The sequence below is a fragment of the Pseudomonas sp. AL03 genome (assembly GCF_029960815.1).
Classification (GTDB): Bacteria; Pseudomonadota; Gammaproteobacteria; order Pseudomonadales; family Pseudomonadaceae; genus Aquipseudomonas.
In genome coordinates this window covers 1-15,305 of sequence record NZ_JASBRE010000017.1, presented here as the reverse complement: position 1 = coordinate 15,305, position 15,305 = coordinate 1, and the positions used below count along the sequence as shown (strand labels likewise).

Genomic DNA, 15,305 nt, shown 5'->3' with positions numbered 1-15,305 from the left:
TACAGAGCCCCTGTGGGAGCGAGCAAGCTCGCTCCCACATTGGATTTTCATTGTTCAGGTCAGCAAAAAATAATCGCGACCTTCGACCTGTCCCCGTCGCAGCGGGTTGCGCGTGCAATACGGCGCGTAAGCCGAATCGACGAAACGGTACATCAAATGCTCATCGCGTCCGTGGGGAATGCCCAGGCGTGTGGTTTGTATGATGTGACCAGGCGCCGGGCCGACATCTTCCACCAGCAGCACTTCATGGTCGAAGCGCCTGGCGTCCCAGACCGGTACCTTCAGGCCCAGCGCCTTGCAGAGCAAAGTCTGTCCGGCGCAAAGCTTTTGCGAGGGGCGAGGGCGGCCCTGAGCATCGGGATTGTTCACCAGCATCTGCGCCAGGCTCGCCGGCCCGCTCAGCTCATCAACCCATGGATAGCCGGATTTAATCAGCACCGCATTGCCGGGGCCTTTGGCGCTGAAGTTCAGGGAGTCGCCACCGCGGGCGTAGTACATGTAGATATGGCCGCCATCCAGAAACAAAGCCTTACGTTTTTCTGTGTAGCCGAGAGAGGCGTGGCTGCCTTTTTCTTCGAAGTAATAGGCCTCAGTCTCGATAATCCGGGCACTGAGCCACAGATCACCGACCCGGTGACGGATGACTTTGCCGAGTAGATCCCGGGCCAGCGTTTGGGCATCTCTGTCGAAAAAAGCATCCGCGAGCCCCTTGGGCAGGCTCGTAGCGGACGTGCGAACAGTCAGATTGGACATGATGAACGGCGTTAATCAGGGCTGATTGAGTCGTGATGATAACAATTTGCAGCTTAATCACGGCTGAACGTCGGCAAATTGCCCTCCATTTCGACCATCCGCCCGTCACCGCTGTTAGTCGGGGGGCGCGCCAGCTATAATCTGCCGCTTTACTCTTTACCAAGACCTTAGCAAAGACCACCACAGACAATGACTGAGTCCGTTCTTGACTACATGACCCGTTTGGGTCGCGCTGCCCGCGAAGCTTCTCGCGTCATCGGCCGTGCCAGCACTGCGCAGAAAAACCGTGCGTTGCAGGCTACTGCCAATGCGTTGGACGCTGCACGCGCCGAGCTGACGGCTGCCAATGAGCTGGATTTGGCTGCTGGCCGTGCCAATGGTCTTGAACCCGCATTGCTTGAGCGCCTGGCGCTGACCCCGGAACGCATTGACGGCATGATTGTGGGTCTGCGTCAGGTGGCGGCGCTGCCGGACCCGGTCGGTGCGATCCGCGACATGAGCTATCGGCCTTCGGGCATTCAGGTCGGCAAGATGCGCGTGCCGTTGGGCGTGATCGGGATCATCTACGAATCTCGACCGAACGTGACCATCGATGCCGCCAGCCTGTGCCTGAAGTCCGGCAACGCGACCATCCTGCGTGGCGGCTCCGAGGCGATTCATTCCAATCGTGCCATCGCGGCCTGCCTCCAGCGCGGTCTGGCCGAGGCCGATTTGCCCGCCGCCGTGGTGCAAGTGGTCGAAACGACCGATCGTGCCGCCGTTGGTGCGCTGATTACCATGCCTGAATACGTCGACGTCATCGTGCCCCGTGGCGGCCGTGGCCTGATCGAACGGGTCAGTCGCGATGCACGTGTACCGGTGATCAAACACCTGGACGGCATCTGTCACGTCTACGTGAGTGCCCACGCCGACCTGCCGAAAGCCCAGCGCATCGCGTTCAATGCCAAGACTTACCGCTATGGCATCTGCGGCGCCATGGAAACCCTGCTGGTGGATCAAGTCGTTGCCAGAGATTTCCTGCCGTCGATGGCGGCACAGTTCCGCGAAAAAGGCGTCGAACTGCGCGGCTGCGAACGCACGCGGGCGATCATCGATGCTGTCGCGGCAACAGAAAAAGACTGGAACACCGAATACCTGGCACCGATTCTGTCGATCCGCGTGGTCGACGGGCTGGACCAGGCCATCGAGCACATTAATACGTACGGCTCCCACCACACCGATTCGATCGTCAGCGAAAACCTTGCAGATACCCGGCGTTTCGTCGCGGAAGTTGATTCCTCGTCGGTGATGATCAACACGCCGACGTGCTTCGCCGATGGCTTCGAATACGGATTGGGTGCCGAGATCGGCATTTCTACTGATAAGCTGCACGCCCGCGGCCCGGTGGGCCTCGAAGGGCTGACCTGCGAGAAGTACATCGTGGTCGGTGATGGTCAGTTGCGCGGCCAGGCGTCGGTCTGACTTGGGCGACCTCAAAGCGTCAGCCCCGGAAACCGCCAGCGAGCCTGCGCCTCGACGCATTGGCGTGTTGGGCGGGACCTTCGACCCGGTGCACATCGGCCATTTGCGCGGTGCGCTGGAAGTCGCCGAATCGCTGGCGCTCGACGAGTTGCGTCTGACACCCAGTGCCAGACCGCCGCATCGCGGTACGCCGCAGGTGTCGGCAAAGGACCGTCTGGCGATGGTCGAGTGTGCGGTGGCCGGCGTGGCACCGTTGGTGGTGGACGCCCGCGAATTGCAGCGGGACAAACCGTCCTACACCATCGACACCCTGGAACTGATGCGCGCTGAATTGGCCGCTGAAGACCAGGTTTTTCTACTTTTGGGCTGGGACGCATTTTGCGGCCTGCCCACTTGGCACCGCTGGGAAGACTTACTCCAGCATTGCCACATCCTGGTGCTGCAACGCCCGGATGCCGACAGCGAACCGCCGGATGCCTTGCGCAATCTGCTGGCAGCGCGCTCGGTAAGCGACCCGCTGGCCCTGAAGGGGCCGAGTGGACAGATTGCATTCGTCTGGCAGACACCGCTCGCGGTATCCGCCACCCAGATCCGTCAACTGCTGGCCAGCGGTAAGTCGGTACGTTTCCTGGTGCCCGACGCGGTCCTGGCCTACATCGATGCGCACGGACTTTACCGTGCGTCGAACTGAAAAAGGGCGCGCTTCAAGGCACGTGATCACGTGTAACGAAGCGCCCGAACATACGAGCAAAACGAGTTTTATATGACGAACAAAGACGTAACTAAAGTAAAGCGCAAAGGCACGTTCAAGAGCGCCCCGCTGCCAGTAGAGGCTCAAACCGGCCCTGAGCTGCGTGGTGAAGAACTGGTCAAGGTTGCCGTAGCGGCCCTGGAAGACGTGAAGGGCCAGGACATCCAGGTCATCGACGTTCGTGAAAAGCAGAGCATCACTGACTTCATGATCATCGCCACCGGTACTTCGAACCGTCAGATCGGCGCGATGCTGGATAAGGTCCGCGAAGCGGTCAAAGCCCTGGGCGTCAAGCCGCTGGGTGAAGAAGGCAAGGGCGACAGCGACTGGGTGCTGCTGGATATGGATGACGTCATCGTGCACATGATGACCGCCTCGGCTCGTCAGTTTTACGACCTGGAGCGTCTGTGGTCCGGTGCAGAACAGAGCCGTGCTCTGAACGCGGCTCACCACAGCCCGGAAAACACCCATGAGCACTTCGTCAAGCTCAACAAAGACCAGCAATAAGGGACCGCTGTGCGACTGCGACTGATCGCCGTCGGTTCACGCATGCCCAAGTGGGTGGAAGAAGGCTGGCATGAATATGCCAAGCGTCTTCCGTCCGAGCTGGCGCTGGAACTGGTGGAAATACCGCTCAACACCCGTGGCAAGAACGCCGACGTGGCACGCTTCATCCGTCAGGAAGGCGAAGCCATGCTGGCCAAGGTCGGGCCGAACGAGCGCGTTGTGACCCTCGAAGTCCACGGCAAGCCCTGGAGCACCGAGCAGCTGGCGGTCGAGCTCGATCATTGGCGGCTGGACTCGCGCACGGTGAATTTCATGGTCGGTGGCCCCGAAGGGCTGGCGCCGGAAGTCTGTGCCCGGGCCGATCAGCGCTGGTCGCTCTCGCCGTTGACGTTGCCGCACCCGCTGGTGCGAATTCTGATCGGCGAACAGCTGTATCGTGCCTGGACAGTCTTGTCCGGCCACCCTTACCACAAGTAGTTCTGCCCTCATGCCCCAGCCGATCCGCATCAAGGACCACGAAAAAGACGCCCGTCTGGTGCGTGGCCGCGTCGTGTTCGGGGCAATTGCGGTGGTGGTGCTGATCTGCGTGCTGATTGCGCGGCTGTATTTCCTCCAGGTGATCCAGTACGAGTACCACTCGACCCTGTCGGAAAACAACCGCGTCCATGTGCAGCCGATTCCGCCGACTCGCGGATTGATCTTCGATCGCAATGGTGTGGTGGTGGCCGATAACCGGCCCAGCTTCAGCCTGAGCATGACCCGCGAGCGCTCGGGCGACTGGCAGCAAGTGCTCGACGTGATCGTCGAAGTGCTGGAGCTGACACCCGAGGACCGGGTGATCTTCGAGAAGCGCATGCGTCAGGGGCGCCGGCCGTTCGAGCCGGTGCCGATCCTGTTCGAGCTGACCGAAGAGCAGATCGCCCGCATCGCGGTGAATCAGTTCCGCCTGCCCGGTGTGGAAGTGGTCGCGCAGCTGGTGCGTCATTACCCGCAGGGCGCGCATTTTGCGCACTCGGTGGGTTACATGGGGCGGATCAACGAGAAAGAGCTGAAGTCGCTCGATCCGGTCAATTACAGCGGCACCCACCACATCGGCAAGACCGGTATCGAGCGCTTTTACGAGCCCGAGCTGCACGGTCAGGTGGGTTACGAAGAAGTCGAGACCAACGCTCGAGGCCGCGTATTGCGTGTGCTCAAGCGTACCGATCCGATTCCCGGCAAGGACATCGTCTTGAGCCTGGACATCAAATTGCAGGAAGCGGCCGAAGCTGCACTCGGCGGTCGTCGTGGCGCGGTGGTGGCGCTGGACCCGAAAACCGGCGAAGTCCTGGCGATGGTCAGTCAGCCGAGTTTTGACCCGAACCTGTTCGTCACCGGCATCGGCTTCAAAGCCTATGCCGAGCTGCGCGATTCCATCGACCGGCCACTGTTCAACCGCGTGCTGCGTGGCCTCTACCCGCCGGGCTCGACCATCAAACCGGCGGTGGCGATTGCCGGGCTGGATGCTGGTGTCGTGACTGCGTCGAGTCGGGTCTACGATCCCGGCTATTACCAGTTGCCCAATTACGACCACAAATACCGTAACTGGAACCGTACCGGTGACGGCTACGTCGATCTGGACACGGCGATCATGCGGTCCAACGACACCTACTTCTATGACTTGGCGCACAAGCTGGGGATTGATCGGTTGTCGGCCTACATGAGCAAATTCGGCATTGGCCAGAAGGTCTCCCTCGACATGTTCGAAGAGTCGCCGGGATTGATGCCGACACGGGAATGGAAGCGTGCAACCCGACGTCAGGCCTGGTACCCGGGCGAAACACTGATTCTCGGGATTGGGCAGGGCTACATGCAGTCCACGCCGTTGCAGCTGGCCCAGGCCACCGCGCTGGTCGCCAACAAAGGTGTCTGGAACCGTCCGCACCTGGCCAAGACCGTCGAAGGCGAGAAGCCGAAGGACGAAAACCCGATGCCGGACATCGTCCTGCGTGACCCCTCCGACTGGACCAAGGTCAATCACGGGATGCAGCAGGTCATGCACGGTGCCCGTGGTACGGCACGCAAAGCGGCGATCGGTTCGCAGTACCGCATCGCGGGTAAAAGTGGTACGGCCCAGGTCGTTGCGATCAAGCAGGGCGAGAAGTACGACCGCTCCAAGGTTCAGGAACGCCATCGCGACCACGCCTTGTTCGTCGGCTTCGCGCCGGCCGAAAACCCGCAAATCGTAGTGTCGGTGATGGTCGAGAACGGTGAATCCGGCTCCGGCGTTGCCGCGCCGGTGGTGCGTCAGATCATGGACGCCTGGCTTCTGGACCAGGACGGTCGGTTGAAGGCCGAATACGCCAGTCCTATCAGTGCGGAGGCTACGGCCCGTGAAGAGTAATTTCGATCGCATCCTCTCCAGCGAGGACGTGATGCGTCGCCGCGCGACGCTGTTGCAACGCATGCACATCGACGGCCCGTTGCTGATCCTGCTGCTGACCCTCGCCGCTGGCAGCTTGTTCGTGCTGTATTCGGCCAGCGGCAAGAGCTGGGATCTGCTGGCCAAGCAAGCCACTTCGTTCGGCATCGGCCTGGTGTCGATGATCGTCATTGCTCAGTTCGAACCACGCTTCATGGCCCGTTGGGTGCCCGTCGGTTATGTGCTCGGTGTGCTGTTGCTGGTGGTGGTGGACGTCATGGGCCATAACGCCATGGGTGCCACGCGCTGGATCAACATTCCCGGGGTGATCCGCTTCCAGCCCTCGGAATTCATGAAGATCCTGATGCCGGCGACCATCGCCTGGTACCTGTCCAAGCGCACCTTGCCACCGCAGCTCAAGCATGTGGGCGTCAGTCTGTTTCTGATCGGGTTGCCGTTCATCCTGATCGTGCGCCAGCCCGACCTCGGCACTTCGCTGCTGATCCTCGCCGGTGGCGCTTTCGTGTTGTTCATGGGCGGCCTGCGCTGGCGCTGGATCCTCAGCGTGCTCGCCGCGGCTGTGCCGGTGGCAGTCGCCATGTGGTACTTCGTCATGCACGATTACCAGAAGCAGCGAGTCCTGACCTTCCTCGACCCGGAGAGCGATCCGCTGGGCACCGGCTGGAACATTATTCAGTCGAAAGCCGCCATCGGTTCCGGCGGTGTGTTTGGCAAGGGCTGGCTGCTCGGTACTCAGTCGCACCTGGACTTCCTGCCGGAAAGCCACACCGACTTCATTATTGCGGTCATGGGCGAAGAATTCGGCTTGGTGGGTATCTGCGCGTTGCTGCTGATTTACCTGTTGTTGATCGGTCGGGGACTGGTGATTACTGCCCAGGCACAGACATTGTTCGGCAAATTGCTCGCGGGCAGCCTGACCATGACGTTTTTTGTTTACGTTTTCGTCAACATCGGTATGGTCAGTGGCCTGTTGCCGGTTGTGGGGGTGCCGTTGCCGTTCATTAGCTACGGAGGAACTTCGCTGGTGACGCTGCTGTCAGCGTTTGGGGTTTTGATGTCGATCCATACCCATCGTAAGTGGATCGCTCAGGTTTGAATAAGGTGAAGATCTCAATGCAAGTAATGCGTGGCTGGGCGACTCGATATGCGCCATGGGTCGGCCTGGTAAGCATCCTTGGCACAGCGCAGGAAGCGTTGGCCGGCGATTACGAAGGCTCACCCCAGGTGGCCGAATTCGTCGGTGAAATGACCCGCGACTACGGTTTCGCCGGTGAACAACTGATGGGCGTGTTCCGCGACGCAGAGCGCAAGCAGTCGATTCTGGACGCTATCTCGAAACCTGCCGAGCGGGTCAAGCAGTGGAACGAGTATCGCCCGATGTTCATCACCGACGCGCGTGTCGCCCGTGGTGTCGACTTCTGGCGTCAGCACGAGGCGGTACTGGCCCGTGCCGAGCAGGAATATGGCGTGCCGGCGCAGGTTATTGTTTCGATCATTGGTGTTGAGACCTTTTTTGGGCGAAATACCGGTAATTTCCGGGTGATCGATGCCTTGTCGACCCTGGGTTTCGACTATCCTCCCCGTGCCGAATTTTTCCGCAAGGAATTGCGTGAGTTCCTGTTGCTGGCCCGGGAAGAGCAGGTCGATCCGCTGACCCTCAAAGGCTCTTACGCCGGAGCAATGGGCTTGCCGCAGTTCATGCCGAGCAGTTTTCGCGCCTATGCGGTGGACTTCGACGGTGATGGCCACATCAATATCTGGACCAATCCGGACGATGCCATTGGCAGCGTCGCCAGTTATTTCAAGCGTCACGGCTGGGTCGTCGGCGAACCGGTGGTCAGCCGCGCCGATGTTCGTGGCGAGCAGGTGGACGAAGGTTTGACCACGGGCATCGAACCCACTAAAACCGTCGGGGAGTTGCGGGCGCTAGGGTGGTCAAGTCATGATGCGCTGCGCGATGATATGCCGGTCACGGCTTTCCGCCTGGAAGGTGACAATGGCCCCGAATACTGGATGGGCCTGACGAATTTTTACGCAATCACGCGTTATAACCGCAGCGTGATGTACGCCATGGCCGTACATCAACTGTCTGAACAGCTGGTCCAAGCACGGGGCGTCAAGTAATGCGGGCATTGCCTATGAATAAACCCCTGAAGCTGATGGCATTCGCCGCGTTGGCGGTGCTGGTCGCCAGTTGTTCTACCAGCCGTTCGCCGGCCCAAAAGTCGTCCACCGCCGTGCGTGCAGCGCCGGGACTGGACATCAACCGTGCGCACAAAGATGGCGCGCCGTGGTGGGACGTCGATGTATCGCGCATCCCGGATGCCACGCCGACCCTGCATTCCGGTCCTTATAAAGCCAATCCGTACACCGTGCTGGGCAAGACTTACTTCCCGCTGCAAGAGTCCAAGACTTACGTCGCTTCGGGCACAGCGTCGTGGTACGGCACCAAGTTTCACGGTCAGAACACCGCCAATGGCGAGGTTTACGACCTGTACGGCATGAGCGCCGCACACAAAACCTTGCCACTGCCGAGTTACGTTCGGGTGACCAACCTGGACAACAACAAAACGGTGATCCTGCGTGTCAACGACCGCGGGCCGTTCTACTCGGACCGGATCATCGACTTGTCCTATGCCGCCGCCAAAAAGCTCGGTTACGCCGAAACTGGTACCGCGCGGGTCAAGGTCGAAGGTATCGATCCGCAGCAGTGGTGGGCACAAAAGGGCCGTCCGGCGCCTTTGATGCTCAACGAGCCGCAAGTCGCGCAGAATAGCGCCCCGGTGATTACCGCTTCGGCCGGCACGGTCGAGCAATGGACGCCACCGCCGCAGCAACACGCCGCGGCCGTTGTGCCCTTGCAGATCGATGCAAAAAAAAACGCTTCTGTACCAGCCTCTGGCCAGTATCTGCAGGTGGGCGCGTTCGCCAACCCGGACGCTGCAGAACTCCTGAGATCGAAGCTCAGCGGGATGGTGAGCGCTCCGGTGTTCATCAGCTCGATCGTGCGCAATCAACAGACGCTGCATCGGGTGCGCCTGGGGCCAATCGGTTCGCCGGGTGAAATCCAGCAAGTGCAGAACAGCGTGCGAATGGCCAATCTCGGTTCGCCGAGCCTGGTCACTGCCGAGTAATACGTAGTACTTGATTGACGGTTCGTTTGCGGTTGAGGGGCGAATCGGGTTGTTGGCTCGTTAAAGAACAAAAGCCCGGCAAGGGTTACAGAGTGAGCAACTGAACACGCGATGACCCGTTAGAAGGTCATCTGATTAGTTTTGCCCTTGGGCAGTTTCCATTAGCGATTTCGAGAGACGGATGAACATCACCACCTTTGCCAAACGCCTGTGCCTGCTAGTCCCGCTGCTCCTCTCGCCTGCCGCTTTCGCGGTCGAGATGATGCCGTCGCCACCGCAACTGGCCGCCAAAGCCTACGTACTCATGGACGCCAGCAGCGGCAACGTGCTGGTAGAGAACAACGGTGACCAGCGTCTGCCTCCGGCCAGCCTGACCAAGCTGATGACCGCGTACATCGCGACCCTGGAAATTCGTCGTGGCCAGATCGGTGAAAACGATCCGGTGACCGTCAGCGAAAACGCCTGGCGTACCGGCGGTTCGCGGATGTTCATTAAAGTCGGCTCGCAGGTGACTGTCAGCGACCTGCTGCACGGCATCATCATTCAGTCGGGTAACGACGCCAGTGTTGCGCTCTCCGAGCACATCGCCGGCAGCGAAGACGCCTTCGCTGACATGATGAACAAAACCGTGGCCGACCTGCGCATGACCAACAGCCACTTCATGAACCCGACCGGCCTGCCGAACCCTGAGCACTACTCGTCGGCTCACGACATGGCCGTGCTGGCTCGCGCGATCATCCACGAAGACCCGGCTCACTATGCGATCTACTCGCAGAAAGAGTTCTTCTGGAACGGCATCAAGCAGCCTAACCGTAACCTGCTGCTGTGGCGCGACAAGACTGTCGACGGTCTGAAAACCGGTCACACCGACGAAGCCGGCTACTGCATGGTGTCTTCGGCTGTGCGTGACGGCATGCGCCTGATCGCCGTGGTGTTCGGCACCAACAGCGAAGTGGCGCGTGCGTCTGAAACCCAGAAGTTGCTGACGTACGGTTTCCGCTTCTTCGAAACCCAGACGTTCTATCAGAAAGGCGCCGAGCTGGCTCAGGCTCCTGTCTGGAAAGGCACCACCAATCAAGTCAAGGCCGGCCTGGCCCAAGACCTGACCATGACCCTGCCGAAAGGCCAGCTGAAAAAGCTCGCCGCCAGCATGACCATGAACCCGCAACTGGTTGCGCCAATCGCCAAGGGCGACGTGATCGGTAAAGTCGAAGTGAAACTGGACGACAAGGTCGTGCACAGCGCTGATCTGATCGCTCTGGACGCGGTTGACGAGGGTGGTATCTTCCGTCGCATGTGGGATAGCATCCGTCTATTCTTCTACGGCTTGTTCAACTGAATTAGTGTGGACTTGCATGGCCCTGTTCCAATCCGGAACGGGGCCATGTCCGTTGCCACGGCTTACGAGGCCGTTACGCCATGACAGACACCGAAGTAAAGGCGCCAAAGATCGAATTCCCTGCCAATGATTACCCGATCAAAGTGATCGGCGACACCATTGTCGACATCAAGCAAAAGATCATCGATATCGTCAAGAAACACGCGACGATCAACGATGAGAAAGTGGACGAACGCCAAAGCAGTAACGGCAAGTACACCACCATCCAGTTGCACATCATCGCCACCGGTCAAGATCAGCTGTACGACATCAACAGTGAGTTGCGTGCTACCGGTTTCGTGCACATGGTGCTGTGATGTCTGGCACGCTGGGCTTTCGCGAGCTCGGCCAGCTGGCTTACGAGCCGGTCTGGCATGCCATGCAACGCTTCACCAACGAACGCGGCAGCGATGCCGCCGACGAGATCTGGCTGGTCGAGCACCCACCGGTGTTCACCCAGGGGCAGGCCGGCAAGGCCGAGCACGTGTTGCTGCCGGGGGATATTCCGGTGGTAAAGGTTGATCGCGGTGGTCAGGTGACTTATCACGGCCCCGGTCAACTGGTGGCCTACCTGTTGCTCGACGTTCGCAAGCTGGGTTTTGGAGTGCGTGACCTGGTCAGCCGCATGGAACACTGCCTGATTGAGTTGCTGGCCAGCTACGGCGTCACCGCCGTGGCCAAACCGGATGCTCCGGGTGTCTACGTCAATGGGGCGAAAATCGCTTCTCTCGGCCTGCGGATCCGCCATGGTTGCTCCTTTCATGGCTTGGCCCTGAACGTGGACATGGACCTGGAACCGTTTCGACGGATTAATCCCTGCGGCTACGCCGGGCTGGCGATGACCCAGTTGCGCGATCACGCAGGATCGATTGAATTTGCCGAGGTAAGTGCCCGGCTGCGCGCGCAGCTCGTCAAACACCTCGACTATGCTGAGCAGACGACCCTAACGGGCGGAATCGACTGATATGACTACTGATGCAGTGCAAACCATGATCCCGACGCTCGATGTCACCGAACGTCCGGCCCCGCGTGCCAAGGTTGAAGCCGGCGTCAAGCTGCGCGGCGCCGAGAAGGTTGCACGTATCCCGGTGAAGATCATTCCGACCACCGAACTGCCGAAGAAACCCGACTGGATCCGCGTGCGCATCCCGGTTTCCCCGGAAGTCGACCGCATCAAGGCCCTGCTGCGCAAACACAAGCTGCACAGTGTGTGCGAAGAGGCGTCCTGCCCGAACCTGGGCGAATGCTTCTCCGGTGGCACTGCGACCTTCATGATCATGGGTGACATCTGCACCCGTCGCTGCCCGTTCTGCGATGTGGGTCACGGTCGTCCGAAGCCGCTGGACGTCAACGAGCCGGAAAGCCTGGCCATTGCCATTGCCGACCTGAAACTCAAGTACGTGGTGATTACCTCGGTAGACCGCGACGACCTGCGTGACGGCGGTGCCCAGCACTTTGCCGACTGCATTCGCGAAATCCGCAAACTGTCGCCGAACGTACAGCTCGAAACCCTGGTCCCGGACTACCGCGGCCGTATGGACGTAGCGCTGGAAATCACCGCTGCCGAGCCGCCGGATGTGTTCAACCACAACCTGGAAACCGTGCCGCGCCTGTACAAGGCTGCGCGTCCGGGCTCGGATTACCAGTGGTCGCTGACCCTGCTGCAACGCTTCAAGCAAATGATGCCGCACATTCCGACCAAGTCCGGCCTGATGCTGGGCTTGGGCGAGACCGACGAAGAAGTGATCGAAGTCATGAAGCGCATGCGCGAGCACGACATCGACATGTTGACTCTGGGCCAATACCTGCAACCGTCCCGTAGCCACTTGCCGGTGCAGCGTTTTGTGCACCCGGACACCTTCGCCTGGTTCGCCGAGGAAGGTTACAAGATGGGCTTCAAGAACGTCGCTTCCGGCCCGCTGGTACGTTCCTCGTACCACGCCGACGAGCAGGCGAAGCTGGTTAAAGCTGAATTGATGTCGTCCTTATAACAAAGCGCCCGCAAGGCTTTTCAGCCTTGCGGGCGTTTTTGTTGGCCGTGCCTACGGCCACTACAGTCTTTTCCTGCAACCTGCGGGGCGACTGACCCTCTTCTGTTTGTCCCCGTTCCTGACTACTGTGTGCTTGATGCTTTCACGCAGGGAGATTCATGGATGACCGTTCGACCGACCCACACGCTTTGTCCTCACACACCCGTTCCGGCCTTGGCGTCCCAAGGGCTGATTGGCGTCATCGCGCCTGCCGGTCCCGCACCGCTGGACACCGATAAAGCCATCGACTGGATGCGTGCTCGCGGATATTCGCTGCGGGTTTTCCCCGGCGTGTACGAGAAAGATGACTATCTGGCCGGCAGTGATGATGTACGGCTCAATGATCTGCACGGGGCGTTCGCTGACAGTGAGGTCGACGCAATCATCTGTCTGCGCGGTGGTTACGGTACGCCGCGATTGCTTGACCGTATTGATTTCGAATTGCTGCGCAACAATGCCAAGCCGTTCATCGGCTACAGTGACGTCACCGCGCTGCACTTGGCGATCAGCCGTTATGCGGGTTTCGTGACCTTTCATGGCCCGATGCTCAACGCCGACCTGCTGGGTGACAAGCAAAAACCTACCGAGTCTTCGTTCTTCAACATGCTGAGAGGACAGGTGAGGGCCGGCAGCGTGCTGACGCATCCGGTGGCCTACCCGTTGACCACGATTGAGCCTGGTATCGCTCACGGGCGTTTGCTTGGGGGTAATTTGTCGATGATCGCTGCCACCATGGGTACGCCTTACGAGATGGATGCCGAGGGCGTCATTCTGTTCATCGAGGACATCAACGAGCCGTTGTATCGAATCGACCGGCTGCTGACCCATCTGCGCCTGGCGGGCACGTTGAACAAACTGCGCGGGGTTCTGGTGGGGGATGTGGCGGGGGTAGATGGGGTTGCGCTGGAGCGTTTGCTCAAGCAGACCTTTGCGCCGTTGCGCATCCCGGTGCTGGCCGGGTGGCGCAGCGGGCATTGCGATCCGAACCTGACGTTGCCGATGGGCGCGCTGGTGAGGCTGGATGCGGGGAACAAGGAATTAATGTTGGAGCAGGATGTGGTCGTCAAACGTTAGATATTGGTCGTCTGACAGTCAGTCATCGCGGGCAAGCCTCGCTCCTACACGATTGCGTGATCCGTAGGAGCGAGGCTTGCCCGCGATGCTTTTAGCGGTTACGCAGGCCTTCGAGCAACTTGTGCGTCGGATACCCATCCGCCGGCCAGCCAAACGACTGCTGGGCGCTGCGGATCGCTTTGCGCGTATTGGCGCCGATAATTCCGTCGGCGTTGCCCGCGTCGTAGTTCTGCGCGCTTAACAGGCTTTGCAATTCGATCCGCTCGGTACGGCTCAACGGCAAATCATCTTTCGGCCATGTGCCGTTGATCAGGCCCGCACCGTTGAAACGCTCGGACAACAGACTCACGGCCAACGCGTAGGACGACGAGTTGTTGTACTTGAGGATCGCGCGGAAGTTGTCGAGGACCAGGAACGCCGGGCCACGGTAACCGGCCGGCAGCAGCAGGGCGGCTGACAGGTGCTCGGAGCCTGCCGGAACCTGACCGCCATTGGGCAGGGTGACGCCCAGTTGCAGCCATTCAGCGACGCTCTTGCGAGTCGTGCCATCGGCCAGGACGTAGTTGAAGCCACTCGCCAGTTGCACTTCGAAACCCCACGGCTGGCCTTTCTGCCAGCCTGAGCTTTGCAGGTAGTGCGCCGTCGAGGCCAGGGCGTCGGCGGGGCTGCCCCAGATGTCGCGGCGGCCATCGCCATCGAAGTCCACGGCGTGGGTGTTGTAGGTGGTCGGGATGAACTGGGTCTGGCCCATGGCGCCAGCCCAGGAACCGAGCATTTTTTCCGGTTCGATATCACCTTGTTGCAGGATCTGCAGGGCGGCGATCAGTTGTGCGTGGGCAAATCCCGGACGCCGGCCTTCATAGGCCAGGGTCGCCAGGGAATTAATCACCGACTTGTTGCCCTGGAACTGCCCGAAGTTACTTTCCATGCCCCACACCGAGACCAGCGCCTGACGGTCGACGCCGTAGCGCTGTTCGATGCTTTGCAGGATGTCAGCGTACTGGCTGACCAGCGCCTGACCGTTGCGTACCCGCAGTGGCGAAAGGGCGCCGTCGAGGTATTCCCAGACCGGGCGGGAGAATTCCGGCTGGCTGCGGTCGGCACGGATGACGCTGGTGTCCAGGCTGACATTGGCGAAGGCGCGATCGAACAGGTCGGCGCGGATGCCGGCGGCCAGCGCATCCCTGCGGAAACCCGCCTGCCATTCGGCGAAGGTCTGGGTTGGTTGGATGTCGAGGTTTTCACCGGTCGGAACCACGGGCGGAATGACCGCAGGGGCTGTCGCGACGGGAAGGGTCTGAAGCGGCTTGGCGTTGGCCGCGGTGGGTTTTTCCGCGCAGGCAACAAGCAAAATGAGGCTGGAGGCAGCGATCAGTTGGCGCAGGTGCCAACGACGGGAAATACAAAAGGGCATGCACGGGTCCAGAGAGTACGAATCAGGTGCAGACCTTAACATGTTGAGCGAGCGCTTGCCTTTCAGGCCGCCAGAAAGTAAGAAGCCTCCCAGCTATTAGACTGGAAGGCTTCGCGGCGGTAGCTGCCTTTGCCCTTGCCGGCGGGTTCCTGACGGCTGCGGAACAGTGGCTGGGCGATGATGGATTTGGCCTTGTTGGGGCCATTTTTGGATGGCTTTTTGCTCATGATGATTTCTCGCAAGTGAGTGGGTTTTGCGGTGCAAATCATCGGCCGAAGTCTGGGTTTTGTCTAGTCCACGTGATGTGTAGGACTTTTCGCCGATCGCCCTGTAATTGGATGGACTCGCCCAAGCCGAGGCGTCAATGCGCCACGGTGGCAG

The 15,305-nt window shown here is 60.2% G+C and carries 16 protein-coding genes; 13 read left to right on the top strand and 3 right to left on the bottom strand.

Annotated features, from left to right (window positions below):
- Nucleotides 1-54 precede the first annotated feature (54 nt).
- A complete protein-coding gene (locus QK293_RS17150; RefSeq protein ID WP_282379106.1) occupies nucleotides 55-753 on the bottom strand; it encodes a DNA-3-methyladenine glycosylase in 699 nt (232 codons plus the stop codon).
- A gap of 189 nt (nucleotides 754-942) precedes the next feature.
- Here QK293_RS17150 and QK293_RS17145 point away from each other — a divergent pair, with 189 nt between their 5' ends.
- The 13 genes from QK293_RS17145 to QK293_RS17085 all read left to right on the top strand — a co-directional run bounded on the left by QK293_RS17145 (nucleotide 943) and on the right by QK293_RS17085 (nucleotide 13,510).
- Nucleotides 943-2,214, top strand: coding sequence for a glutamate-5-semialdehyde dehydrogenase (locus QK293_RS17145; protein ID WP_282379104.1), 1,272 nt, complete (start codon nucleotides 943-945; stop codon nucleotides 2,212-2,214).
- A 1-nt stretch (nucleotide 2,215) separates the two neighbouring features.
- Nucleotides 2,216-2,905 carry a nicotinate-nucleotide adenylyltransferase gene (gene nadD, locus QK293_RS17140; protein ID WP_282379101.1) on the top strand — a complete coding sequence of 230 codons (690 nt, stop codon included), beginning with the start codon at nucleotides 2,216-2,218 and terminating at the stop codon, nucleotides 2,903-2,905.
- Nucleotides 2,906-2,977: 72 nt separating this feature from the next.
- Nucleotides 2,978-3,472 (top strand): ribosome silencing factor, encoded by a 495-nt coding sequence (gene rsfS, locus QK293_RS17135; RefSeq protein WP_282379099.1) that lies wholly within the window; start codon nucleotides 2,978-2,980, stop codon nucleotides 3,470-3,472.
- Between the two features lie 9 nt (nucleotides 3,473-3,481).
- On the top strand, nucleotides 3,482-3,949 hold the full coding sequence (gene rlmH / locus QK293_RS17130) for a 23S rRNA (pseudouridine(1915)-N(3))-methyltransferase RlmH (protein WP_282379097.1): 468 nt from the start codon (nucleotides 3,482-3,484) through the stop codon (nucleotides 3,947-3,949).
- Nucleotides 3,950-3,959: 10 nt separating this feature from the next.
- Nucleotides 3,960-5,855: a penicillin-binding protein 2 gene (mrdA, locus tag QK293_RS17125; RefSeq protein ID WP_282379095.1), complete on the top strand. Its 1,896-nt coding sequence runs from the start codon at nucleotides 3,960-3,962 to the stop codon at nucleotides 5,853-5,855.
- A 31-nt stretch (nucleotides 5,856-5,886) separates the two neighbouring features.
- On the top strand, nucleotides 5,887-6,990 hold the full coding sequence (gene rodA, locus QK293_RS17120) for a rod shape-determining protein RodA (RefSeq protein WP_282379335.1): 1,104 nt from the start codon (nucleotides 5,887-5,889) through the stop codon (nucleotides 6,988-6,990).
- A gap of 17 nt (nucleotides 6,991-7,007) precedes the next feature.
- Entirely contained in the window at nucleotides 7,008-8,018 is a 1,011-nt protein-coding gene (gene mltB / locus QK293_RS17115; protein WP_282379093.1) for a lytic murein transglycosylase B, read from the top strand.
- Complete coding sequence (locus QK293_RS17110; RefSeq protein WP_282379092.1) at nucleotides 8,018-9,028, top strand: septal ring lytic transglycosylase RlpA family protein; 1,011 nt, start codon at nucleotides 8,018-8,020, stop codon at nucleotides 9,026-9,028. The genes mltB and QK293_RS17110 overlap by 1 nt, the downstream gene beginning before the upstream one ends.
- 181 nt (nucleotides 9,029-9,209) lie before the next feature.
- Nucleotides 9,210-10,367 carry a D-alanyl-D-alanine carboxypeptidase family protein gene (locus QK293_RS17105; protein ID WP_282379090.1) on the top strand — a complete coding sequence of 386 codons (1,158 nt, stop codon included), beginning with the start codon at nucleotides 9,210-9,212 and terminating at the stop codon, nucleotides 10,365-10,367.
- Between the two features lie 80 nt (nucleotides 10,368-10,447).
- Nucleotides 10,448-10,723, top strand: coding sequence for a DUF493 domain-containing protein (locus QK293_RS17100; protein ID WP_054052426.1), 276 nt, complete (start codon nucleotides 10,448-10,450; stop codon nucleotides 10,721-10,723).
- Entirely contained in the window at nucleotides 10,723-11,370 is a 648-nt protein-coding gene (gene lipB, locus QK293_RS17095; protein ID WP_282379085.1) for a lipoyl(octanoyl) transferase LipB, read from the top strand. Before QK293_RS17100 ends, lipB begins: the two co-directional genes overlap by 1 nt.
- 25 nt (nucleotides 11,371-11,395) lie before the next feature.
- A complete protein-coding gene (gene lipA / locus QK293_RS17090) occupies nucleotides 11,396-12,397 on the top strand; it encodes a lipoyl synthase (RefSeq protein WP_177412248.1) in 1,002 nt (333 codons plus the stop codon).
- A 162-nt stretch (nucleotides 12,398-12,559) separates the two neighbouring features.
- Nucleotides 12,560-13,510, top strand: a complete 951-nt coding sequence (locus tag QK293_RS17085) for an LD-carboxypeptidase (RefSeq protein ID WP_282379083.1) — start codon at nucleotides 12,560-12,562, stop codon at nucleotides 13,508-13,510.
- Nucleotides 13,511-13,601: 91 nt separating this feature from the next.
- Here the strand turns inward: QK293_RS17085 and QK293_RS17080 are convergent, their stop codons facing one another.
- Together QK293_RS17080 and arfA are read right to left on the bottom strand one after the other, a co-directional pair.
- Entirely contained in the window at nucleotides 13,602-14,924 is a 1,323-nt protein-coding gene (locus QK293_RS17080) for a lytic murein transglycosylase (RefSeq protein ID WP_282379081.1), read from the bottom strand.
- A 62-nt stretch (nucleotides 14,925-14,986) separates the two neighbouring features.
- Nucleotides 14,987-15,151 (bottom strand): alternative ribosome rescue factor ArfA, encoded by a 165-nt coding sequence (gene arfA, locus QK293_RS17075; RefSeq protein ID WP_008152840.1) that lies wholly within the window; start codon nucleotides 15,149-15,151, stop codon nucleotides 14,987-14,989.
- Nucleotides 15,152-15,305: the final 154 nt, after the last annotated feature.